Annotated in this window: 22 protein-coding genes; 8 read left to right on the plus strand and 14 right to left on the minus strand. The window is 71.2% G+C overall.

From position 1 onward, the window contains the following. Nucleotides 1-2: 2 nt before the first annotated feature. The 4 genes from chvE to SRB17_RS03655 form a co-directional block, all read right to left on the minus strand. Complete coding sequence (chvE, locus tag SRB17_RS03640; RefSeq protein ID WP_153534494.1) at nucleotides 3-1,112, minus strand: multiple monosaccharide ABC transporter substrate-binding protein; 1,110 nt, start codon at nucleotides 1,110-1,112, stop codon at nucleotides 3-5. A gap of 44 nt (nucleotides 1,113-1,156) precedes the next feature. Continuing rightward, nucleotides 1,157-2,128 (minus strand): hypothetical protein, encoded by a 972-nt coding sequence (locus SRB17_RS03645; RefSeq protein WP_323374920.1) that lies wholly within the window; start codon nucleotides 2,126-2,128, stop codon nucleotides 1,157-1,159. 133 nt (nucleotides 2,129-2,261) lie between these two features. After that, nucleotides 2,262-3,266 (minus strand): zinc-dependent alcohol dehydrogenase, encoded by a 1,005-nt coding sequence (locus tag SRB17_RS03650; RefSeq protein ID WP_323374921.1) that lies wholly within the window; start codon nucleotides 3,264-3,266, stop codon nucleotides 2,262-2,264. After that, entirely contained in the window at nucleotides 3,263-4,420 is a 1,158-nt protein-coding gene (locus SRB17_RS03655; RefSeq protein ID WP_323374922.1) for a mandelate racemase/muconate lactonizing enzyme family protein, read from the minus strand. The genes SRB17_RS03650 and SRB17_RS03655 overlap by 4 nt, the downstream gene beginning before the upstream one ends. A 200-nt stretch (nucleotides 4,421-4,620) precedes the next feature. Between SRB17_RS03655 and SRB17_RS03660 the strand changes: the two genes are divergently transcribed. Both SRB17_RS03660 and SRB17_RS03665 read left to right on the plus strand, forming a co-directional pair. Then, nucleotides 4,621-5,577 carry an SCO2400 family protein gene (locus SRB17_RS03660; RefSeq protein WP_153534496.1) on the plus strand — a complete coding sequence of 319 codons (957 nt, stop codon included), beginning with the start codon at nucleotides 4,621-4,623 and terminating at the stop codon, nucleotides 5,575-5,577. Between the two features lie 256 nt (nucleotides 5,578-5,833). Then, nucleotides 5,834-6,985, plus strand: coding sequence for a serine hydrolase domain-containing protein (locus tag SRB17_RS03665; protein ID WP_153534498.1), 1,152 nt, complete (start codon nucleotides 5,834-5,836; stop codon nucleotides 6,983-6,985). A 147-nt stretch (nucleotides 6,986-7,132) separates the two neighbouring features. Here SRB17_RS03665 and SRB17_RS03670 read toward each other — a convergent pair whose 3' ends face one another. Further along, on the minus strand, nucleotides 7,133-7,552 hold the full coding sequence (locus tag SRB17_RS03670; RefSeq protein WP_153534500.1) for an organic hydroperoxide resistance protein: 420 nt from the start codon (nucleotides 7,550-7,552) through the stop codon (nucleotides 7,133-7,135). Between the two features lie 104 nt (nucleotides 7,553-7,656). Then, nucleotides 7,657-8,655: an NADP-dependent oxidoreductase gene (locus tag SRB17_RS03675; RefSeq protein ID WP_153534502.1), complete on the minus strand. Its 999-nt coding sequence runs from the start codon at nucleotides 8,653-8,655 to the stop codon at nucleotides 7,657-7,659. Nucleotides 8,656-8,745: 90 nt separating this feature from the next. Between SRB17_RS03675 and SRB17_RS03680 the strand changes: the two genes are divergently transcribed. Then, nucleotides 8,746-9,183, plus strand: a complete 438-nt coding sequence (locus SRB17_RS03680; protein ID WP_153534504.1) for a MarR family winged helix-turn-helix transcriptional regulator — start codon at nucleotides 8,746-8,748, stop codon at nucleotides 9,181-9,183. 43 nt (nucleotides 9,184-9,226) lie between these two features. Then, the gene (locus SRB17_RS03685; protein WP_153534506.1) at nucleotides 9,227-10,018 is read left to right on the plus strand and encodes an EI24 domain-containing protein; all 792 of its coding nucleotides are present in this window, start codon (nucleotides 9,227-9,229) and stop codon (nucleotides 10,016-10,018) included. A gap of 41 nt (nucleotides 10,019-10,059) precedes the next feature. Here SRB17_RS03685 and SRB17_RS03690 read toward each other — a convergent pair whose 3' ends face one another. Next, nucleotides 10,060-10,641: a TetR/AcrR family transcriptional regulator gene (locus SRB17_RS03690; RefSeq protein ID WP_153534508.1), complete on the minus strand. Its 582-nt coding sequence runs from the start codon at nucleotides 10,639-10,641 to the stop codon at nucleotides 10,060-10,062. 104 nt (nucleotides 10,642-10,745) lie between these two features. On the opposite strand from SRB17_RS03690, the gene SRB17_RS03695 reads away from it, so the two are divergent. After that, complete coding sequence (locus SRB17_RS03695) at nucleotides 10,746-13,184, plus strand: beta-glucosidase H (RefSeq protein WP_153534510.1); 2,439 nt, start codon at nucleotides 10,746-10,748, stop codon at nucleotides 13,182-13,184. Nucleotides 13,185-13,314: 130 nt separating this feature from the next. Continuing rightward, a complete protein-coding gene (locus SRB17_RS45305; RefSeq protein WP_194293889.1) occupies nucleotides 13,315-14,253 on the plus strand; it encodes a hypothetical protein in 939 nt (312 codons plus the stop codon). 138 nt (nucleotides 14,254-14,391) lie between these two features. Here SRB17_RS45305 and SRB17_RS03705 read toward each other — a convergent pair whose 3' ends face one another. Together SRB17_RS03705 and SRB17_RS03710 are read right to left on the minus strand one after the other, a co-directional pair. Next, nucleotides 14,392-15,363 carry an aldose epimerase family protein gene (locus SRB17_RS03705; RefSeq protein ID WP_153534512.1) on the minus strand — a complete coding sequence of 324 codons (972 nt, stop codon included), beginning with the start codon at nucleotides 15,361-15,363 and terminating at the stop codon, nucleotides 14,392-14,394. Between the two features lie 25 nt (nucleotides 15,364-15,388). Then, complete coding sequence (locus SRB17_RS03710) at nucleotides 15,389-16,282, minus strand: SGNH/GDSL hydrolase family protein (RefSeq protein WP_153534514.1); 894 nt, start codon at nucleotides 16,280-16,282, stop codon at nucleotides 15,389-15,391. A gap of 276 nt (nucleotides 16,283-16,558) precedes the next feature. Between SRB17_RS03710 and SRB17_RS03715 the strand changes: the two genes are divergently transcribed. Continuing rightward, a complete protein-coding gene (locus SRB17_RS03715; RefSeq protein ID WP_323374923.1) occupies nucleotides 16,559-17,053 on the plus strand; it encodes a DUF3145 domain-containing protein in 495 nt (164 codons plus the stop codon). Nucleotides 17,054-17,131: 78 nt separating this feature from the next. Here the strand turns inward: SRB17_RS03715 and SRB17_RS03720 are convergent, their stop codons facing one another. The 5 genes from SRB17_RS03720 to SRB17_RS03740 form a co-directional block, all read right to left on the minus strand. Next, a complete protein-coding gene (locus tag SRB17_RS03720; RefSeq protein ID WP_323374924.1) occupies nucleotides 17,132-18,403 on the minus strand; it encodes a beta-ketoacyl-[acyl-carrier-protein] synthase family protein in 1,272 nt (423 codons plus the stop codon). An 86-nt stretch (nucleotides 18,404-18,489) separates the two neighbouring features. Continuing rightward, nucleotides 18,490-18,738, minus strand: coding sequence for an acyl carrier protein (locus SRB17_RS03725; RefSeq protein WP_014672482.1), 249 nt, complete (start codon nucleotides 18,736-18,738; stop codon nucleotides 18,490-18,492). An 81-nt stretch (nucleotides 18,739-18,819) separates the two neighbouring features. After that, entirely contained in the window at nucleotides 18,820-19,851 is a 1,032-nt protein-coding gene (locus tag SRB17_RS03730) for a ketoacyl-ACP synthase III (protein WP_153534516.1), read from the minus strand. Between the two features lie 10 nt (nucleotides 19,852-19,861). Further along, the gene (locus SRB17_RS03735) at nucleotides 19,862-20,779 is read right to left on the minus strand and encodes an ACP S-malonyltransferase (protein WP_323374925.1); all 918 of its coding nucleotides are present in this window, start codon (nucleotides 20,777-20,779) and stop codon (nucleotides 19,862-19,864) included. 89 nt (nucleotides 20,780-20,868) lie between these two features. Next, nucleotides 20,869-22,086: a PucR family transcriptional regulator gene (locus tag SRB17_RS03740; protein ID WP_416237020.1), complete on the minus strand. Its 1,218-nt coding sequence runs from the start codon at nucleotides 22,084-22,086 to the stop codon at nucleotides 20,869-20,871. Nucleotides 22,087-22,171: 85 nt separating this feature from the next. Between SRB17_RS03740 and SRB17_RS03745 the strand changes: the two genes are divergently transcribed. Beyond that, nucleotides 22,172-22,825 carry a pirin family protein gene (locus tag SRB17_RS03745; RefSeq protein ID WP_153535705.1) on the plus strand — a complete coding sequence of 218 codons (654 nt, stop codon included), beginning with the start codon at nucleotides 22,172-22,174 and terminating at the stop codon, nucleotides 22,823-22,825. Nucleotides 22,826-22,866 lie beyond the last annotated feature (41 nt).

The raw sequence follows: 22,866 nt of genomic DNA on the forward strand, positions 1-22,866 counted from the left end.
GCTTACTTGAGCTGGGACTCGGTGTAGTAACCGCCCTTGACCAGGACGTCCTCGTAGTTGGTCTTGTCCACGCTCACCGGCTGGAGCAGGTAGGAGGGCACGACCTTGGCGCCGTTGGTGTAGGTCTTGGTGTCGTTGACCTGCGGCTTCTTGCCGTGCAGGACGTCGTCGACCATGGTCACCGCGACCGCGGTCTCCTTGCGGCTGTCCTTGAAGACGGTCTGCGACTGCTGGCCGGCGATGATCGACTTCACCGAGGCCAGCTCGGCGTCCTGGCCGGTGATGACGGGCAGCGGCTGGCTGCTGGTGCCGTAACCGTCGGACTTCAGCGCGGAGATGATGCCGATGGAGATGCCGTCGTAGGGCGAGAGCACCGCGTCGACCTTGCCGCTCTTGTAGGAGGAGGTGAGGATGTCCTCCATGCGCTTCTGCGCGGTGGTGCCGTCCCAGCGCAGGGTGGTGACCTGGCTGAGCTTGGTCTGCCCGGACTTGACGACCAGCTCCTTCTTGTCGATGTACGGCTGGAGCACCTTCATCGCGCCGTTGAAGAAGTACTGGGTGTTGTTGTCGTCGTTGGACCCGGCGAACAGCTCGATGTTGAACGGGCCCTTCTTGCCGCTGTCCAGGCCGAGCTTGTGCACGATGTAGGTGCCCTGGAGGGTGCCGACCTTCTCGTTGTCGAACGAGGCGTAGTAGTCGACGTTCTTGGTGCCGAGGATGAGCCGGTCGTAGGCGATGACCGGGATGTTGGCCTGGGCGGCCTCCTGGAGCACGTTGTTCAGGGACTTGTTGTCGATGGCCGCGATGATCAGGCCCTTGACGCCCTGCGTGATCATGTTCTCGATCTGCGAGACCTGGGTGCTCGGGTCGTCCTCGCCGTAGACCAGCTTGGTCTTGTAGCCCTTGGCCTTGAGGTTCTTGACCATGTCGTTGCCGTCGTTGATCCACCGCTCGGAGGACTTGGTCGGCATCGCGATGCCGATGGTGGCGCCCTTGACGTCACCCGTCTTCTCCTTGCTGCCGCCCGAGCTGCTCTGCCCGCAGGCGGTCAGGGTGAGGGCGAGGGAGGCGGCTCCGGCTATGGCGGTGAGTGCGGCTCTGCGGTTGCGCATGGTGATCCGTCCTTGGTCGTCTCGGTCGTCTCGTCGTTGAGGGGTCACGCGGTGGTGGGGAAACGGTTGAGCTTTCCGGGCAGCCGGGAGCCGAGCGGCGCCATGTCGCCGTCCGCGCCGTGCCGGGTGAGCAGGTCCAGGGCGAGCCGGCCGCGCCGCACCCGCTCCCGGGCGGTGTCCAGGGTCACGTCCCTGAGGTGGGTGCCCCACGGGTAGATGCCGGGCGCCTTGGACAGGCCGAACTTCAGATAGAGCGGGGCGCCGCGTCTGATCAGCTCGGCGACCTCGTACATCCGCACATAGCCGCCCAGGTCGTCCGGGGCCTCGATATACATGTCCATCGGAGCCGCGGAGACCCGGCGGATCTCGGTGAGGTGATCCAGCGTCAGATCGCTGGGCACGTTGATCGAGTCGGCGCCGAGATGCTCGAAGACGGCGTACGACGCCGGGTTGACGGGGCCGATGAGCGCGGAGACCTTCAGCGTGGTGTCGGCCGGGATGATGCCGTTCTCCCGGGCCCGGTGCAGCGTCCACAGCACGCCCTCGTCGGCGACCAGCAGGCACTTGACGCCCAACTCCGTTGCCCGTACGGCGTCCTCGACGCACCCGGCGACGGCGTCGTGGCCTCGTGCGCGCAGTCCGGCCCCCCGTGAGTCGGAGCGCACCGAGCCACCGATGTCCCAGGTGCCGCGCGGGCCGGTGAACAGGCAGAGTTCGATGTCGCGTGCCGCGGTGGCCTCGACCATCTCGGTGATCTCGGCGTCGGTGAGCATCCACACGCCGCTGCCCTGGCTGATCCGGTGGATCGGCACATCGAGGCGCGAGGACTCCTTCAGGACGACCGCCAGCGCTTCGGGACCCTCGCACGAGGGGATCTCGGTGCGCCAGCGGCCGCCGCCGGGGAAGCTGTGTGCGGAGGCGTCGGCGGGGTCGAGGGCGGGCGCGCCCAGGCCGAGCGCGGTGAGTGCCTGCTCACCGGGTCGGCGGGCCGCCGTGGCGGAAGCGTCGGTCGTCACAAGCTGTCCTTCGTGTTCGGTATTTCGGACGAGGTTCGCGGCTCTGGGTATGAAAACGGCACTGCGTCCGAAGACGCCTTGGTGGTACGCCGGTCAGGGCGCCGTCAGGTCACGCCCTGACCGGCGTACGTCTTCAGGGACGGAGCAGCACCTTGCCCACCTTCGGATCGCCGGCCCCGACCAGCTCGATGGCCTGCGGGAACTCGGTCAGCGGCAGCTCGTGCGTGACCAGCGGCAACGGGTCCAGCAGCCCGGTGCCGAACACCCGCACGGTGTGCGCCCAGGCGTCCGGCGGCGCCCCGAAGACGGTGTGCACCTCCAACTGCCGTACGACCAGATCGGTCGGGTCGAGCCCGTCCGCGCCCGGCGCCGGGATCCCGGTCAGGACCAGCCGTCCGCCACGCCGGAGCAGCGAGGCGGCGGTGCGCGCGGCGGAGGCGGAGCCGGCCGTCTCGATGACCACGTCGAAGTCGGCCGGCAGTTCCCGGTCCTTCAGCCGGAAGTCGGTCGCCCCGAACTGCCGCGCCAGCGCCTCCCGGTCGTTCCTGGTGCCGACCACGAGCAGCTCCGCCGGCGAGACCGCCTTCAGGAACTGCACGGCGAACATCCCGAGCGTGCCGGTGCCGACCACCGCGACCCGCTCGCCCGGCAGGGCGCGGGCCTTCAGCGCGGCCGCCGCGATACAGGCGGCCGGCTCCAGCAGGGCGGCGGCGGTGAGGTCGGCGTCGTCCGGCAGGACGTGCAGCAGCCGGGCCGGGAGGGTCAGGGTGCCGGCCATGGCGCCGGGCTGGGTGAACCCGGTCTCCTCGTAGCCGTGGGTGCACAGGGTGGTCTCGCCGGCGTGGCAGCGGTCGCAGACCTGGCAGTTGCGGAAGCCCTCGCCGACGACCTTGCGCCCGACGAGTCCAGCCGGAACCCCGGCGCCCACCTCGGAGACCGTCCCCGACCACTCGTGGCCGGGGGTGAGCGGGTAACGGACGTACCCCTCGGGCCGGTTGCCCTGGTACACCTCGCGGTCGCTGCCGCAGATGCCGACCGCGTGCACGGTCACCAGTGCCTCGCCGGGAGCGGGCTCGCGAGGCGTGTGCGCCACGAGCCGGTGCCGGCCGGGGGCCTCGACGACGACGGCGGTGCTCACTTGGTCCCCTTCGGCTTGCGCTGTTCCCAGCCCTCGGCCCACAGGTCGAACCGGGCCTGCTGCTGCGGGAACTCGGCGGCGGCGTCGACGTCCAGCTCCACGCCCAGACCGGGCGCGTCGGAGAGCTGGAAGTACCCGTCCACGACCTGCGGGGCGCCCTTGACCACCTTCTTGATCTCCGCGTCCGCGAAGTCGTTGAAGTGCTCGAGGATCTTGAAGTTCGGGGAGGTGAAGCCGACCTGGAGCGAGGCGGCGGTCAGCACCGGGCCACCGACGTTGTGCGGGGCCACCAGCATGTAGTGGGCCTCGGCGGTGGCGGCGAGCTTCCGCGTCTCCCAGATGCCGCCGATGTGGCCGACGTCGGGCTGGATGATGTCCACGGCCTGGCTGTCGAACAGCTCGCGGAACTCGATCCGGTCGTGGATCCGCTCACCGGTGGCGACCGGGATGTCCACCTTGGCCGCGACCTTCTCCAGCGCCTTCAGGTTCTCCGGCGGAACCGGCTCCTCCAGCCAGGCCGGCCGATACGGCGCCAGTTCCTTGGCCAGCCGGACGGCGGTGGCGGGGGAGAAACGGCCGTGCATCTCCAGCATCAGCTCGGCGTCCGGGCCGATCGCGTCCCGCACGGCCTCGATGAGCGAGACGGCGTACAGGGTCCCCTGGTGGTCCAGCTCGAAGTGCCCGGTGCCGAAGGGGTCGATCTTCAACGCCTGGTAACCGCGCTCCATGACCCCCTGGGCGGCCTTGTGGTAGGCCTCCGGGGTTCGCTCGGTCGTGTACCACCCGTTGGCGTACGCCTTGACCCGGTCCGTCACCTTGCCGCCGAGCAGCTGCCACACCGGCACGCCGAGCGCCTTGCCCTTGATGTCCCAGCAGGCCATCTCGACGACCGCGATGCCGGACATGACGATCTCACCCGCACGGCCGTAGTCGCCGTACTTCATCCGGCGGACCAGGTCCTCGACCGCGAACGGATCCGAGCCGAGAATGTGATTGGCCTCGGCCTCCCGCAAGTAGCCGATCAGCGCGTCGGTGTGACCGAGCATCCGGGTCTCGCCGACTCCCGTGATCCCCTCGTCGGTGTGCACCTGGACGTAGGTCAGGTTGCGCCACGGCGTGCCGACCACGTGTGTGCTGATTCCGGTGATGCGCACGGCAGTTGCCCTTCAGCTGTTCGAGATTTCGTCACACGTTCGAAATGCTGGCGTGACAGTAAGGACGGGGCGGCGGGGGTGTCAATGGGTCGAACAGGTAACGGTTTCGGCAAGCCTTTCGAGAATTCTTTCGCTTTCTACGAAACCTTCACAGTGGTGCCTAGGAACGTGACCCATGGGGAATCTAGTCTTCCGGCGTCATGGACTACTGCCACCCGTGCCAACGGCACCTCAACGGCGCCCTGGCCTGTCCCGGGTGCGGAACTCCGGCGCGCGCCGCCGCGGAGGTGCCGCCCGCGTACGCGCACGCGGGCTCGGGTGAGACGCCGGGGTACGGCGCTCCCCAGCCCTCTCCGCAGCAGTACGGGTCCCAGCAGTACGCGCCCCAGCAGTACGCCTCCCAGGAGTACCGGGTCCCCCAGCAGTACGAGCCGGCGGCGCCGGAACAGGCGGCCTGGGCGGCGGATCCGGAGCCGCGCGAGGACTGGGCTCCCGGGGCCGGGTCCGCGGCCGGCACGGACACGGATACCGAGGCGGCCGACGGCGACCCCGAGTCCGATTCCCCGGCCGACCCCGGTTCCGGTGGCCGGTCCGTCCGGCGCCGGGCGCGCGGCAGCAGCGCCGGTCCCGCCGACGCCGACGCCAGCCGCCGCGACCGCAAGGCCGCCGCACACCGGCGCCGGCGCCGCCGTGCCGTGCTGATCACCGCGGGTTTCGTGCTGGCCGCGGGCAGCCTCGGCCTCGCCGAACTCGGCACGGACGCGCCCTTCTCGCCCTTCTCCAGCGGACAGCCGGACACCACCCGGGACACCGCGGCCGACGGCGGCACGTCCTCCGCGTCCCCCGGCGTCACGGCCGACCCGGCCTCCGACACCTCCGGCGCGACCCCGGGTGCGGCCGGCTCCGCCTCCCCCGACGCCTCCGCGTCCACCTCCAAGTCCCCGAAGGACAAGCGCTCCGCGTCGCCCGACGCCAAGGACACCGGAAAGGCGCAGCAGACCGCCACGGCGGGCTCCGGCGGCACCGCCCAGGCCCCGGCGCCCACCGCCTCCTCCCAGCCGGCCTCCACCCCCTCCAGCGGCCCGACGGCGCCACCTCCGTCCCCGACCCCGTCGCCCACCAAGACGTGCACGCGTTTCCTGTGGTGGTGCACCTGAGCCCGGCCGCGCATCCGCGTGCCACCCCCACCACGTCCTCCGGCCCTGTTCTGCGGTCGTGCAGCTGAGCCCCGTCCCGCGCTCCGCGCCACCATCCGCCATCCGCCATCCGGGGCAGTGGTGACACCCACGGGCGTTCGCGGCGGTTGAGTCGAACAGGTACATCGCGCCGTACCGGTCTCGGGAACGTCCCGAGCGGGAACGGGCGTTGTGCCGAGAGGGAGCAGCGAGCAGCGGCTCAGGTTGAGGAGAGCGGATGACGCAGCAGATCACCGTCCAGGGCACGGTCGCCGAGGGGTTCGAGGCGGTGCGTGAGGAGTTCGCCGCCTTCGTCGAGGGAGAACGGGACGACTACGAGGGCCAGTTGTGCGCGTATGTGCACGGGCGGCGGGTCGTCGACCTGTGGGCGGGCGCGGAGGCGGACTCGCTGTACGGCGTGTTCTCGTCCACCAAGGGCGCCGCCCATCTCGTGGTCGCGCTGCTGGTGCAGGAGGGCACGCTGGAACTCGACCGCAAAGTGACCTACTACTGGCCCGAGTTCGGCGCCGAGGGCAAGGGCTCCGTCACACTGAGAGACCTGCTGGCGCACCGGGCGGGCCTGGTCGGGATCGACGCCGGGTTCTCCGCCGAGGAGCTGGCCGACGACCGGGCGATGGCCGAACGGCTCGCCGACCAGAAGCCCTACTGGCGGCCCGGTACCGCCTTCGGCTATCACGCCGTCGTCATCGGCGCCCTCAGCGGCGAGGTGGTCCGCCGGGCCACGGGGCACACGCTCCAGGAGGTGTACGAGGAGCGGGTGCGCGCGCCGTACGCGCTCGACTTCTACCTGGGGCTGCCGGAGGCCGAGGAGCCGCGCTTCCGGACCGTGCAGCCGATGGCCCCGACCCCCGAGCAGCAGGCGCTGCTGGACGCCCGGCCGGCCGGACCGCACACGCTGACCTCGATCGCCTTCAACACGCATGTGCCGGACCCGGGCACCCTGGAGGACCACGCCAACTCCCGTCTCGTACGGGCCAAGGGACCGGCGTCGGCGGGCGGCGTGGCCTCCGCGCGCGGTCTGGCCACGATGTACGCGGCGGCGATCAGCGAACTGGAGGACCGCCCGCCGCTGCTCAAGCCCGACACGATCGCCGAGGTGGGCCAGATCCACTCCGTCGGCTACGACCTGGTGGCCCGCGTACACAAGGCCTTCGGCCTCGGCTTCCAGGCCACCGCCGACGTGTGGCACCCGTTCCTGGGCGCCGGCACCTTCGGCCACAGCGGCGCAGGCGGCTCCCAGGCCTTCGCGGACCCGCGCAGCGGCCTGGCTTACGGCTATACGCGCCGGAGGATGGCGTTCCCGGGCGGGGCGGCACCGGAGAACGACGGGTTCGCGCGCGTGCTGCACCGGGTGGCGGTGGCGCCCTGAGGGGGCGCGGGGCCGTATCGAAGTGCGGCTCCGCCGCGTGGGCGCGAGCAACTCACGACGAGCCGCACCCGGCAGACGCCCCCCGCCGAAAAGGAGACCGCACCCCACGTCCAAGGGTGCGGTCCCCGCAGTACGCAACGACGACGGTCAGACCAGCGTCACGCTGATGTTCCCCCGCGTCGCCTTCGAGTACGGGCACACCTGGTGAGCCTTCTCGACCAGCTCCCGGGCCACCTCGGCGGAAACGTCGGGAATGCTCGCCGAGATCTCCACGATGATCCCGAACCCGTCCTCGTTCTTGCCGATACCGACCTTCGCGGTCACGGTCGAGCCGGAGACATCGGCCCCCTCCTGCCGGGCGACGACCCCCAGCGCGCCCTGGAAGCAGGCGGAGTACCCGGCGGCGAACAGCTGCTCCGGGTTGGTCCCGGACCCGCTGCCGCCCATTTCCTTGGGCGGGTTGACGACGACGTCGAGTCGGCCGTCGTCCGTGGCGACCCGGCCGTCCCGGCCGTTCTCGGCGGTGGCGACGGCGGTGTACAGGACGTCGGACTGCGTGATGGGCATGCGGTTGTCCTCCTCCTCGGTCCGCCACGACTCGCGCCCACGATCGACGGCGGTTTCGGAAAGAAGTTACCGCATGCCGAAAACACAGCAGAAGTCCTGGCCGGTCAGAGCTTCACGATCATCTTGCCGATGTTGTCGCCGCGCAGCACCCCGAGGAACGCCTCGAGGGTGTTCTCGATGCCCTCGACGACCGTCTCGCGGTACTTCAGCTCGCCCGAGGCGACCCACGGCCCGACCTTCTGGACGAACTCCTGCTGCAGGTCGTAGTGGTCGCCGACCAGGAAGCCCTCGATGCGGCCCCGGGTCTGGATCAGCCGGGCGAGGTTGCGCGGGCCGGGCGCGGGCTCGGTGTTGTTGTAGACCGAGATCATGCCGCAGACGGCGATCCGGCCACCCTGGCGGAGCGAGCCGATGGCGGCCTCGAGGTGGTCGCCGCCGACGTTGTCGAAGTAGACGTCGATGCCGTCCGGCGCGGCCGCGCGCAGCTGCTCGCTCACGGAGCCGCTCTTGTAGTTGAACGCGGCGTCGAAGCCGTACTCCTCGACCAGCAGCTTGACCTTGTCGTCGGACCCGGCCGAGCCGATGACCCGCGAGGCGCCCATGAGCTTGGCGAGCTGGCCGACCTGGCTGCCGACGGCGCCCGCCGCGCCGGACACGAAGACGATGTCGCCCTCCTTGAAGGAGGCGGTGCGCAGCAGGCCGGCATAGGCGGTCAGGCCGGTCATGCCGAGCACGCCGAGGTACGTCGAGAGGGGCGCGGCCTCGGGGTCGACCTTGACGGCGTTCTTCGCGTCCAGGACCCCGTACTCGCGCCAGCCGAAGAAGTGCAGGACGTGGTCGCCGGTCTCGATGCCCTCGGCGTTGGAGGCGATCACCTCGCCGACCGCGCCGCCCTGCATGACCTTGCCCAGTTCGTAGGGGGCGGCGTACGACTTCGCGGCACTCATTCGGCCGCGCATGTACGGGTCCACGGAGAGGTACTTGTTCCGCACCAGCACCTGGCCCTCGCCGGGGGTCGGGACGGGGGTCTCGACGAGGGCGAAGTCCTCGGGCTTCGGCCAGCCGACGGGACGGCTGACGAGGTGCCACTCACGGTTGGTCATGACAGGGCCTTTCTCAAAATACTTCAGAACCTGAAACAACCCTGCACCTGAATATTTCAGGATGTCAAGTAACCGGGTATCCTGGAGGCCATGTCCACCCCATCGAAGACCCGCCGCCCCGACGCCCTGACCATGGAGGTCGTCGAACTGATCGGTGACGTCGTCGCCCGCTTCTACGCGGACTACGAGAAGGCGGCGGGCGAGCACACCCTGACCGGACCGCAGGCCCGGCTGCTCAGCCTGCTCGCGCTGGAGCCGCTGCCCATGCGCAAGCTGGCCCAGAAGCTCAAGTGCGAGCCGTCCAACGTGACCGGGATAGTGGACCGCCTGGAGTCCCGGGGGCTGGTCGAGCGCCGCCCGGACTCCGCCGACCGTCGTGTGAAGCTGGCCGTCGCCACGGACGAGGGCGTGCGCATGGCCAGGGACCTGCGCGAGGGCCTCCGCTTCGCCCGCGAGCCCCTCGCCGGTCTGTCGGAGGAGGAACGCCGCTCCCTGCGCGACCTGCTGCGCCGGATGCTGGACGCCTGAGAGGCCGTATGCCGCCCGCAGGGGAATCGGTAAAGTCTCCGCCATGCGGGATCTTGGGGTGGGGTTCGGTCATCTGCTGAAGGGCCAGCGCTGGATGACCCGGCACGGCCGGAGTTACGGCTTCGGGCTGCTGCCCGGGCTGATCACTCTGGTGCTCTACGCGGCGGCGCTGGTCGCGCTCGCGATGTGGGGCGAGGACGCGGTGGCCTGGGCGACGCCGTTCGCGGACCACTGGTCCAGCCCCTGGCAGGGCCTGTTCCGCGGCTTCCTGACGGCCGTGCTCTTCGCCCTCGGGCTGCTGCTGGCCGTGCTGACGTTCACGGCCGTCACCCTGCTGATCGGCCAGCCCTTCTACGAGAACCTGTCGGAGACGGTCGACGCCGACGTCTCACCCGACGGCACCGCACCGCGGTCGGACCTGCCGCTGTGGCGCGAGCTGTGGATCTCCGCCCGGGACAGCCTGCGCGTCCTGGTGCGGGCCGCGCTGTGGGGCGTGCTGCTCTTCGCCCTCGGCTTCCTGCCGGTCGTCGGGCAGACCGCCGTCCCCGTGCTCGGCTTCTTCGTCACCGGGTTCTTCCTCACCGAGGAGCTCACCGCCGTCGCCCTCCAGCGCCGTGGCGTCGAACTGCGCGCCCGGCTCGCCCTGCTCCGCTCCCGCAAGACCCTGGTCTGGGGCTTCGGTGCCCCTCTCGCCCTGGCCTTCCTGGTCCCGTTCGTCGCGGTGTTCCTGATGCCGGGCGCGGTCGCGGGCGCGACCCTGCTCGCGCGCGACCTGCTGGGGGAGGAGCGCGAGGGGGACTCCACGGCCGACGTCGCCCGCACCGCACCGGAGTAGCACCGCCCAGCCGCCGGCGCAGGGCGCCCAAGAAGCAATGGTCAGTCCACCGGCTCGCCCAGCAACCGCAGGAAGTCCCGGAACGCCCCCGGCATGTCCACCGACTCCGGGTCCAGCAGCCACTGGTACTGCAGCCCGTCCATCACCGCGACCAGTAGCGGAGCGGTGCGTTCGGGGGTGAGGCCGTTCGGCAGCCGGTCGCCGTACTCGGTGCGCAGTACCGCCGCCATGGACTCCCGCACCCGCACATACCGCTCGGTGAAGTACGAACGCGCCGGATGCCCCTCCGTCACGCTCTCGCCGAGCAGGGCCGAGAACGTCTGGATGATCGCCGGCCGCATCGCGTTGTACTCCACCAGCGAGGCCAGCAGATCCACCCGCCACTGCGTGTCCGGCACCGCGTCCCACCGGTCCCGCTCCTGGAGCACGGCCACCAGCAGGGCGTCCTTGGTGGGGAAGTAGTGCAGCAGGCCCTGCTGGGTGAGGCCGACCCGCTCGGCCACGGCGGCGAGGCTCGCCCCCCGGTAACCGCGCTCGGCGATCACCTCCAGGGCCGCCCCGACGATCTCCGCGCGCCGCTCCTCGCTCCTGACCCTCGCGTTCATGTCGCCACCGTAAGGCATCCCGGGCAGCCGAAAGTAACGGCAAGATAACGAAACCTACCGCTCTACAGGTAACGGATGCACGATGGGAGGACCTGCACGGACGTCAACGAGGAGGCACCCCGATGGCGGGACCCCAGCCCACCCCGGCCGACACGGCCCGCGAGGCGGTCGTCGAGGCCGCTCTCGGCAAGCTCGACCTGGACGCCAAGGCACGGCTGCTGGCCGGCCAGGACATGTGGACCCTGCCCGCGCTGCCGCAGATCGGCCTGGACTCCCTGGTCATGTCGGACGGCCCGATCGGCGTGCGGGGTGTGCGCTGGAGCGCCGACGACCCGTCCGTCGCGCTGCCCTCGCCGACCGCGCTCGCCGCCACCTGGGACCCCGAACTCGCCCGCCGCGCAGGTGTGCTGCTCGCCCAGGAGGCCCGGCGCAAGGGCGTCCACGTCCTGCTCGCGCCCACGGTCAACCTGCACCGCTCCCCGCTCGGCGGCCGGCACTTCGAGTGCTACAGCGAGGACCCGTACCTGACCGGTGCCCTCGGCACCGGCTATGTCACCGGCGTCCAGTCCGGCGGAGTCGGCACCACCGTCAAGCACTTCGTCGCCAACGACGCCGAGACCGACCGCCTCACCGTCGACAACCTGATCTCCGCACGCGCCCTGCGCGAGCTGTACCTGGCCCCCTTCGAGACCATCGTCGAGAACGCCCACCCGTGGGGCATCATGACCGCCTACAACTCGGTCAACGGCACGACCATGACCGAGCACCACTACCTGGTCAACGAGGTCCTGCGCGGCGAATGGGGCTTCGACGGGTTCAACGTCTCCGACTGGACGGCCGCCCGGGACACCGTCGGCGCCATCGACGGCGGTCTGGACGTCGCCATGCCCGGGCCGCGCACCGTCTACGGCGACGCCCTCGCGCAGGCCGTCCGGGACGGCAAGGTCGCCGAGGCCACCGTCGACGCGGCCGTACGGCGCGTCCTGCGCCTCGCCGCCCGCGTCGGGATCCTGGAGGGCGCCGAACCGGTCGTCACCGAGCTGCCGGAGACCGTCGACGGGACCGAACTGGCCCGGGAGATCGCCCGCCGCTCCTTCGTCCTCGTCCGCAACGAACGCGGCGCCCTCCCGTTGAAGGCCGGCACCGTCGCCCTGATCGGCGCCGCCGCCCGCGACGCGCGCATCCTCGGCGGCGGCTCGGCCACCGTCTTCCCGGCCCGGATCGTCTCCCCGCTCGACGGCCTCACCGCAGCCCTCCCCGAGGGCACCCTCACCTACGCCGTCGGCGCCGACCCGGCCACCGAACTCGCCGTCGCCGACCAGGGGTTCGGCCTCCGGGCCGTCTGCCGTGACGTGGCCGGTCAGGTCATCGGCACCCGCTCGGCCCCGAACGGCCTGATCCAGTGGATGGGGTCGGACCTCCCCGAGGGCGTCACCCACGACACCCTGCACACCGTCGAACTCACCGGCACCTTCACCCCGCGTGTCACCGGCCCGCACACCATCGGCATCAAGGGCATGGGCGCCTTCACCCTCACCGTCGACGGCGCCACGTACTTCGACGACGTCCAGCGCCCCGACAAGGACGACCCCTTCGAGGCCTTCTTCGGCGCCCCCGTACCCCGCGCACAGGCCGAACTCACCGCCGGCGAGCCGGTCGACGTCTCCCTCACGTACGTCGTCCAGCTCCCCGAGGACATCCCCATGAAGGTCGTCACCTTCGCGCTCGCCCACGCCGAGCCGCAGCGCGACCCCGACGAGCTGATCGCCGAGGCGGTCGAAGTGGCCCGCGCCGCCGACACGGCCGTCGTCATGGTCGCCACCACCGACCGCGTCGAGTCCGAGGGCTTCGACCGCACCGACCTGAGGCTCCCCGGCCGCCAGGACGACCTGGTCCGCGTGGTCGCCGCCGCAAACCCGAACACCGTGGTCGTGGTCAACTCCGGCTCCCCGGTGGAACTTCCCTGGCGCGAGGACGTCGCCGCCGTGCTGCTCAGCTGGTTCCCCGGCCAGGAGGGCGGCGCCGCCCTGGCCGACGTCCTCACCGGCGCCCACGAGCCCGGCGGACGGCTCCCCACCACCTGGGGTTCCCTCGCCGACGCCCCGGTCACCCAGGTCGTCCCGACCGACGGCGAACTGCCGTACGGGGAGGACCTGTTCATCGGCTACCGCGCCTGGGAGAAAGTCGGCCGCACCCCCTCCTACCCCTTCGGCCACGGCCTCGGCTACACCGAGTGGACCTACGAGTCCCTGGACGCGGACGGCACCACCGCGCGCATCCGCCTCCGCAACACGGGCGAGCGGCCCGGCCGCGAGGTCGTCCAGGTCTACGTCTCCCAGGCCGAGCCCGACCCCGGACGCCCGGCCCGCCGGCTCGCCGGATTCGTCTCCGCCGCGGCCGGTCCCGGCGAGAGCGTCGAGGTGACCGTCGCCCTGCCGCGCCGTGCCTTCGAGATCTGGGACGAGGAAGCGAACGCGTGGGCGTTTGTGAAGGGTTCGTACGAGATCACCGCCGGACGCTCGATCGCGGACCGCAGGCTCACCGCCCCGATTAACGTCTGATCCGGGACAAGTCCCCCACGAACAGCCCCGGTCCGGGACCTGACCCCTGGACCGGGGCTCGTCGTCGCCGGGTACGTATAGACTCCCCGCCCGCGCACACCGCAAGACACGGGCACGGGGGAGAGACATCGTGTATCCAGGCCGGCAGCAGCCAGGGCCGTACGGCCCGCAGCAGCCGACGGGGCCGTACGGGCAGCCGCCGCAGTACCAACAGCCGTATCCGCAGCAGCCGTATCCTTCGCAGGGATACCCGCAGCAGCAGTACCCGCAGCAGCAGTACCCGCAGCAGCAGTACCCGCCGCAACAGCCCTATCCGCCCCAGCAGCCCTACCCGCCGCAGCAGGCCCCCCAGCCACCCGCCCAGCACATCGGCGAGGGCCGGATGCGGCTGGACCCGAACCTCAGCCCCGCCCAGCGTGATCTGGTGCTGAAGATCCAGGCGAAGTCCAAGCCCATGGCCTACGGCATGGTGCTCGGCATCCCGCTCACCTTCGGCGGAGTCCACTACGGCATCACCCAGAAGCCCCTCGGATTCGTCGCCGCGCTCGCCGGACTGGCGCTGCTGGCCTTCGGAGCCTTCTCGCTGCTGCAGATGCAGGCCCTGAAGCGGCAGCTGCGGCTGATCACGGCGGACGCCTGGCGGTCCCCGGCCGCGCATCTGCCCGGCGCCCGCAAGGCCGCCACGCAGGCCGCGTATCTCAACGGCCTGCTGGTCCTGCTGTCCCTCGCCGCGACCGGCTATCTGCTCTACAAGGGCGCCGGCTGGGGCGCGTACGGCAACTCCCTCGGCTTCGGCGCGCTTGCGCTGGGCGCGGCCCTGCCGTTCGGGATGGCGGTGGCCGCCGCGACCACCGTCCCGCAGCTGCTTCAGGTGATCCCGGCCGGGGCGAAGGTCGGGCGAAGCCTGTACTCGATCATCTTCGTGCTGGCCACGACGGTGACGGGGGAGGGCATCAAGGGGGGCTCGGTCGGGCCGGTCGTGGCCGGGGGATCGACGTTGTTGATCTGCGGGGCCGCGATGTCCCTGCTGGGCAAGGCGGCCAAGCGGATGAGGGGGGAGACCCCCTAGGCCCTGTCGGCAAACTCCCTCTCCCAGCCTTCGGCCGGGGGGGGACCCTCAGAGCACGCACCTTCGACGTACATGGCCGCGCCGCGGCGGGCGCGAGGCACGCCCTCCGGGCGGGCGACGGGAGTTTGACGACAGGACCTAGCGGACCCCGAAGCCGTACACCGTCTGCGAGCGGAACACCTCTCCCGGCCTCAGTGCCGTGGTCGGGAACTCCGGGCGGTTCGGGGAGTCCGGGAAGTGCTGGGTCTCCAAGGCGATGCCGTCGGCCGGGGCGAACGGTTCGCCGAGATGGTCGGCGGTGTACAGCTGGAGGCCCGGCTCGGTCGTCGCCACGGTCAGGGTGCGGCCGGAGGCCGGGTCGTGGAGCTCGGCGACCTCCTGCGGGGCGTCGGTCACGCCCTTGTCCAGGACGAAGTTGTGGTCGTAGCCCGAGCCGACCTTGCGGGAGGCGCGGAAGTCGAACCGGGAGCCGGTGACGTCCCGCAGGGCGCCCGTGGGGATCAGATCCGCGTCGACCGGGGTGAAACGGGAGGCGGCGAGCCGCAGTTCGTGCCCGCCGGCATGACCCGCCCCGGCCAGGTTGAAGTAGCTGTGGTTGGTGAGGTTGATCACGGTCGGCGCGTCCGTGACCGCCTCGTAGGCGATCCGCAGCGCGCCGGCCCCGTCCAGGGTGTAGGTCGCCGACACGTCCAGGCGGCCCGGGAAGCCCTCCTCGCCGTGCGGGCTCACCCGGCTCAGCCGCACCCCGTGCTCGACGGGCTCCGCGGCCCACACCCGCTTGTCGAAGCCGAGCACGCCGCCGTGCAGGGAGTTCGGGCCGTCGTTCGGCTCCAGGGAGTACACCGCGCCGTCCAGCGGGAAGCGGGCGTGCGCGATCCGGTTGGCATACCGGCCTGCGAGGGCGCCGAGGTACGGCTCCGGGTGCGCGAGATAGCCGTCGAGGTCCGGGAAGCCCAGCACCACGTTCGCCGTCCGGCCCTCCCGGTCCGGCACCTGGACCGACCGCACGATCCCGCCGTACGTCAGGACCTCCACGCGTGTCCCGGCGCGCTCCAGCGTCCAGCGATGGACCTCGGTGCCGTCGGAAAGTGTGCCGAAAAGTTCGCTCATGTGGAAAACGGTAAGCGATGAGTGACTAGGCGGGCGGATCGGCCGCTGTGATCGTCCGGTACGCGATCGCCGCGAGCCGCGCCTGACCGTCCCTGCTGGGGTGGAACCAGTCCCAGCGGCTGAGCTGGTCGGTGCCGAAGCGGTAGTCGTAGACCGCGTCGTTGTCGAAGCGGCAGCGGCTGTCCTTGGCGCAGACCTCCTTCAGCACCTTGTTGTACTCCACCACCCGCTGCTGCACCCGGTCCCGGCGGAGCATGGCCGCGCTGGTCAGATCGTCCGCGTCGGACAGCATCGACGGGCAGATGCCGAGCTTCCACACCTCCCTGCCCAGCGGATCGGTCCGCCCTTCGGACCACAGCCGCTTCAGGTTCGGCACGCTCGCGACGTACACCTGCGTCTTCGGCGACGCCGCACGCAGGGTGTGCAGCGCCTCCTCGAAGTCGGCGCGGAAGCCGGCCACCGAGGTCATCGCCCGCGCCGAGGACCGGCAGGCGTCGTTCGCGCCCGCCATCACCGTCACCAACTGCGGGTCGTGCGCCGCCGCCTGCGCCATCTGCTCGGGCAGATCCGCCATACGGGCGCCGGTCACCGCGTAGTTCCAGCTGCGCTCCGCCGCGCCCGTGGCCCCGAGCAGCCGCACCGCCAGGCTGTCCACCTGCTCGTCGCTGCCGGTCGCCCAGGACACCTCGGGGCAGTCCGACAGCACCGTGCACGCGTCGAAGCCACGGGTGATGGAGTCGCCGACCGCGGCGATCGAGTCGGGGCTGCGGTTCCACACCGGCGCCGGTCTGGCCGCGCGCGCCTTGGTGCCCTCGGGCGCGGGCGCGCCCCCGCCGCCGGCGTCGCACCCGGCGAGGCCCAGCACCGCGGCCGCCACGAGGCTGAGAGCGGCTCGCGTACGGCTGCTCGGCTTCCGCATCCCCTGTCGGTCCCCTCGTCGTCGAACCCGGCGCCACCGGGTCGTGGTCTGTGCTCCCTCCCATGACAACGTGCGAGGGTTCCCGACCGGCCGCGCTGGAACGGAGCACCCCCGTACAAGCGTCCCCCTGGGTGAATGGCGGAGGTTTCCTGGCACCGGGACCGACGGTACGTCACACTCCTTGCACCGCCGCAGGGTAGCCTCGCCATCAACGCGGCCGTCGGGCCGCTGCCGCCAGCCAGTCCGCAAGATGTCCCGCTCTGCCCGGAGGTTCCGGTGACGACACGTGGAGTTCTGTACGTGCACTCCGCGCCGCGCGCGCTGTGCCCACACGTCGAGTGGGCCGTCGCCGGGGTGCTCGGCACGCGCGTCAACCTCGACTGGATCCGGCAGCCCGCGGCCCCCGGCACCTGGCGTTCGGAGTTCTCCTGGCAGGGCGAGGCCGGCACCGCCTCCAAGCTCGCCTCCGCCCTGCGCGGCTGGCACCTGCTCCGCTTCGAGGTCACCGCCGAGCCCTGCCCGACCGCCGAGGGCGAGCGCTACAGCTGCACGCCCGACCTCGGCATCTTCCACGCCGTCACCGGCATCCACGGCGACATCCTCATCCCCGAGGACCGCCTCCGCGCGGCCCTGATCCGCTCCCAGCGCGGCGAGACCGACCTGGAGGCCGAGATCGCCAAGCTCCTCGGCAAGCCCTGGGACGACGAGCTGGAGCCCTTCAGGTACGCCGGCGAGGGCGCCCCGGTGCGCTGGCTGCACCAGGTGGTCTGACCGGGCCGTACGAAAGGGGCCCCCACCTGCTGGTGGGGGCCCCTTCGGCTATGTCTCAGATCGTCTTCAGCTACGTTCTCAGATCGTCCGGAACGCCAGGACCACGTTGTGCCCGCCGAACCCGAACGAGTCGTTCAGCGCTGCGATACGGCCGTCGACCGGCAGCTTGCGGGCCTCCCCGCGGACGACGTCCGCGTTGGCCTCGGCCTCGGGGTCGATGTTCTCGACGTTGATCGTCGGCGGCGCCACCCGGTTGTACAGCGCGAGTACGGTCGCGACCGACTCCACACCACCGGCGCCACCGAGCAGGTGACCGGTCATCGACTTGGTCGCGGACACCGCCATGTGGTCGGCGTCGTCACCGAACACCTTCCGCAGCGCCTTCAGTTCGGCCACGTCACCGGCCGGCGTCGACGTGGCGTGCGCGTTCACGTGCACGATCTCGGCCGGGTCGAGGTCGGTGTTGTCCAGCAGGTTCTGCAGCGCGTGCGAGATGCCGCGGCCCTCGGGCTCCGGCTGCACGATGTCGTGGCTGTCGGCGGAGATGCCCTGCCCGACCGCCTCCGCGTACACCCGGGCACCGCGCTTGGCGGCGTGCTCGGCGGACTCCAGGACGAGCACACCGGCGCCCTCGCCGAGGACGAAGCCGTCGCGGTCGACGTCGTAGGGACGCGAGGCACCCTGCGGGTTCTCGTTGTTCTTGGACATCGCCATCATGTTGCCGAACGCGGCGATCGGCAGCGGGTGGATGGCGGCCTCCGTACCGCCGGCGACGACGACGTCGGCGCGGCCGGTGCGGATCATCTCGATGGCGTAGCCGATGGCCTCGGCGCCCGACGCGCACGCGGAGACCGGCGTGTGCACGCCCGCACGGGCGCCCACGAGCAGGCCCACGTTGGCCGAGGGGCTGTTCGGCATCAGCATGGGGACGGTGTGCGGGGAGACGCGGCGGACGCCCTTCTCCTTGAGCACGTCGTACTGGCCGAGCAGCGTGGTCACGCCGCCGATGCCGGAGGCGATGACGGCGCCGAGCCGGTCCGGGTCGATGCTGCCGTCCTCACCGGCCTTGGCGGTGAAGCCCGCGTCCTTCCAGGCCTCCTGAGCGGCGATCAACGCGAACTGCGCCGAACGGTCCAGGCGGCGGGCCTGCGGCCGCGGGATGACCTCGGTGGGCTCCACGGCGACGGGGGCGGCGATCTTGACGGCCTGCTCGGCCGCCCAGTCCTGTTCCAGGGGCTTGACACCGGACGTGCCGGCGAGCAGACCCTCCCAGGTCGAGGCTGCGTCGCCACCCAGCGGTGTGGTTGCGCCGATACCGGTGACGACCACGGTGCGATTGGTCGGGCTCACGGGAATTCTTTCTCCAACGGATGCGGGAATCTACGGCGCCACCGCCGGGTGGCGGGGCCTTGCAGCCTTAAGGCCTAAGGGGTGGCTCAGGCCTGGTGCTTGAGGATGTACTCGGTCGCGTCACCGACGGTCTTGAGGTTCTTGACGTCCTCGTCCGGGATCTTCACGTCGAAGCGCTCCTCGGCGGCGACGACGACCTCGACCATGGACAGCGAGTCGACGTCCAGGTCGTCGGTGAAGGACTTGTCCAGCTGGACGTCCTCGGTGGGGATCCCGGCGATCTCGTTCACGATCTCGGCGAGACCGGCGACGATCTCTTCCTGAGTGGCGGCCATGTCAGGCGCTCCTTCTTCGATGTTCCAGACGGTTTGTGGCGATTGCTGCCGTGCCCGATCGCAAGATCTGGCACGGAGTGCCTAGGGGAGGGTAACGACCGTTGCGGCGTAGACGAGACCCGCCCCGAATCCGATGACGAGCGCGGTGTCGCCGCTCTTCGCCTCCCCGGTCGCCAGGAGCCGCTCCATCGCGAGCGGAATCGAGGCGGCCGAGGTGTTGCCGGTGGTGCGGATGTCACGGGCGACCGTGACGTGCTCCGGCAGTTTGAGAGTCTTCACCATCGAGTCGATGATCCGCACGTTGGCCTGGTGCGGGATGAAGACGTCCAGCTCCTCCGGGCTGATCCCGGCCGCGTCCAGCGCCTGCTGGGCGACCTTCGCCATCTCGAACACGGCCCAGCGGAACACCGCTTGGCCCTCCTGCGTGATGGCGGGGAACTTGACGTTGCCGTCGCTGTCGAGCGGCAGCTCGGAGAGGTCGCCGAGCCGGAAGCGGTCCCAGGGGACGGTCTGCTTGATCGTCTCGGCCTTGTCGCCCTCGGAGCCCCATACGGTGGGGCCGATCGCGGGCTCCTGCGAGGGACCGACGACGACCGCGCCGGCGCCGTCGCCGAACAGGAAGGCCGTGGCCCGGTCCTCCAGGTCGGTCAGGTCGCTGAGCCGCTCCACGCCGATGACGAGCACGTACTCGGCGGAACCTTCCACCACCATGCCCTTGGCGAGCGTCAGGCCGTACCCGAAGCCCGCGCAGCCGGCCGAGATGTCGAAGGCGGCGGCCTTGTCCGTGCCCAGCTTGTCCGCGATCTCGGTGGCGACGGCCGGGGTCTGGCTGAAGTGCGAGACCGTCGAGACGACCACGGCACCGATCTGCTCGGCGCCGATACCGGCGTCCGCGATCGCCTTCCCGGCGGCCTCGACGGACATCGCGGCCACGGTCTCCTCGGGACCGGCCCAGTGCCGGGTCTCGATGCCGGAGCGGGAGCGGATCCACTCGTCGGACGAGTCGATCTTCTCCAGGATCACCTCGTTGGGCACCACCCGCGTCGGCCGGTACCCGCCGACACCGAGGATGCGCGCATACGGGGCGCCCTTGCTGGGCTTGATCTTCGCCATGTACGGCTCCTTAGGCGCCGGCGTGCTCGGTGATGAGCGCGCGGGCCGTGTCGAGATCGTCGGGGGTCTTCAGGGCCAGCGTCGTGACGCCGGGCAGTGCCCGCTTGGCCAGGCCGGTCAGCGTGCCGCCCGGGCACACCTCGATGAGCGCGGTGACGCCCAGCTCCTTGAAGGTCTCCATGCACAGGTCCCAGCGCACGGGGTTGGCGACCTGGCCGACCAGCCGCTCCAGCACCTCGGTACCGGTCGCGACGGCCCGGCCGTCCTTGTTGGAGACGTAGCGGACCTTCGGGTCGGCCGGGGTCAGCTCCGCGGCGGCCTTGGCCAGCGTCTCGACGGCCGGAGCCATGTGGTGGGTGTGGAAGGCACCGGCGACCTTCAGCGCGACGACCTTGCGGACGCCCTCGGGCTTGTCCTCCGCCAGCGCGGCCAGCTGCTCCAGCGTGCCCGCGGCGACGATCTGGCCCGCGCCGTTGATGTTCGCCGGGGTCAGGCCCAGCTTCTCCAGGTGCGCGACCGAGGTCTCGGGGTCGCCGCCGAGCAGCGCCGACATGCCGGTCTCGGTGACCGCGGCGGCGTCGGCCATCGCCAGACCCCGCTTGCGGACCAGACCCAGCGCGGCGGTGTCGTCCAGGACGCCCGCGAACGCGGCGGCCGTGATCTCACCGACGCTGTGGCCGGCGACGGCGTCCGGGGCCGTGTCACCCAGTGCCGCGGCGGACAGGATTCCGGCGGCGACCAGCAGCGGCTGGGCCACCGACGTGTCACGGATGGCGTCGGCGTCGGCCTGGGTGCCGTAGTGGGCCAGGTCCAGTCCGATGGCGTCCGACCACGCGGCAACGCGGTCGGCGGCGCCGGGCAGTTCGAGCCAGGGGGTCAGGAAGCCGGGCGTCTGGGCGCCCTGGCCGGGAGCGACGAGTACGAGCACTCTCACACTCTCTCTTGGGGACGGCCGGGGCCGCCCGTGGGGACAGGGACGAAGAACACGAAGGGCTTTTGTGGGGCTTCGACAAAACCCTATGTCTGGGGTTCACCGTCGACCAGACGCCCCAGGATGAGTGCAATCCGCAGTGTGAACGCGGATCGTACATCCGAGGGCGACCAGCCGGTGACGTCTGTCACACGTCGGAGCCGGTAGCGGACGGTATTCGGGTGAACGAAGAGCATCCGGGCCGCGCCTTCCAGGCTGCTCGCCTGCTCCAGATAGACACTCAAGGTTTCCAGCAGCGCCGAACCGGCCTCTTCCAGAGGTCTGTAGATCTCCTCCACCAACTGCTCGCGGGCGCTCGGATCGCCCGCGATCGCGCGCTCCGGCAGGAGATCGTCCGCCAGCACCGGCCGCGGCGCGTCCTGCCAGGCAGAACACGCCTTCAGGCCCGCGGCGGCGGCCTGCGCGGACCGTGTGGCGGCCAGCAGATCGGGTACGACGGGCCCCGCGACGACCGGCCCGGCGGCAAAGGGCCCGATCAGCGACCTGGCGACGGCGAGCGGGTTGGGACTGCCGCCCGCGATGACGACGAGCCGGTCCCCGAGCACCCCGGTGAGCACCTGGAGCTTGGCATGCCGAGCGGCCCGCCGAATCGCGTCGACGGTCAGCTCGCTGTCCCCGTCCGGCGCGGTCCCGAGCACGACGCACACGTGCTCCGGCGAGTTCCACCCCAGCGCGGCGGCCCGGCTGACGGCCCCTTCGTCCGCCTCCCCGCTCAGTACGGCGTTGACGACCAGCGACTCCAGCCGGGCGTCCCAGGCACCGCGTGCCTCGGCGGCCTGCGCGTACACCTGCGCGGTGGCGAAGGCGATCTCCCGGGCGTACACGAGCAGCGCCTCCCGCAGCACTCTCTCGTCGCCCGGGGCGGCCACCTCGTCGATGGCGCTCTCCATGACCTCGATGGTGGTCCGCACCATCTCCACGGTCTGCCGCAGCGTGATGGCCCGGGTCAGCTCGCGCGGCGCGGTGCCGAAGACATCGGTGGAGATGGCCTGCGGGGCGTCCGGGTGCCGGAACCACTCGGTGAAGGCCGCGATGCCCGCCTGGGCCACGAGCCCGATCCAGGAACGGTTCTCCGGGGGCATGGCCCGGTACCACGGCAGGGTCTCGTCCATCCGCGCGATGGCCTGCGCGGCGAGGGACCCGGAGGACTTCTCCAGCCGCCTGAGGGTCGCGGAGTGCGGGTGGACCTGCAGTGCGCGGTGATCGGGGTGGGGCTCGTGGCTGCGGGATTCGGGTTCGGGCACGGGACAAGACTGCCTTATCCGGACGCCGGTGCGTGCCGCCGGGTCGGGCTCGGGCCATGGGGCGGGGTCTACCGTGGTGCGCGTGATGGACGTACGGCGCGCCGACGAGCGCTATCCAGGGGGTGAGCCGGAGGCGGGGATCGAGTCGTGGCACGCCTTCTCCTTCGGGCCCCACTACGACCCCGACAACCTCCGCTTCGGCGCGGTCATCGCCTGCAACGAGGAGCGGCTCGCGCCCGGTGCCGGTTTCGACGAACACCCGCACAGCCACACCGAGATCGTCACCTGGGTCGTCGAGGGCGAGCTGACCCACCGCGACTCCACCGGCCATACGACGAAGGTCCGTGCCGGTGACGTCCAGCACCTCAGCGCGGCGGCGGGCATCCGGCACATGGAGCGCAACGAGGGGTCGTCGCCGCTCACCTTCATCCAGATGTGGCTGGCGCCACACGTCCCCGGCGGGGAGCCGTCGTACGAGATCATCCCGGGCATCGCCGACTCCACGCCGTACGCGGTGCCGGGAGCCGGCGCGATGCTGCACGTACGGCGCCTGGCAGCGGGGGAGCGGACGGCGGTGCCGGACGGGGCGTTCGTGTACGTGCATGTGGTGCGGGGTGCCGTCCGGCTGGGCGGCGAGGAACTGGGCGCGGGGGACTCGGCGCGGATCGCTGACGCGGATGGCCTGGAGACGGTGGCCGTCGCGCCGGCCGAAGTGCTGCTGTGGGAGATGGGGACGTAGCACCCGGCCGGCGCCGGTGAGCGACCCAAGCCCCGCCCGGC

This window comes from Streptomyces sp. RB17 (assembly GCF_009604455.1).
In the GTDB taxonomy this organism is placed as follows: Bacteria; Actinomycetota; Actinomycetes; order Streptomycetales; family Streptomycetaceae; genus Streptomyces.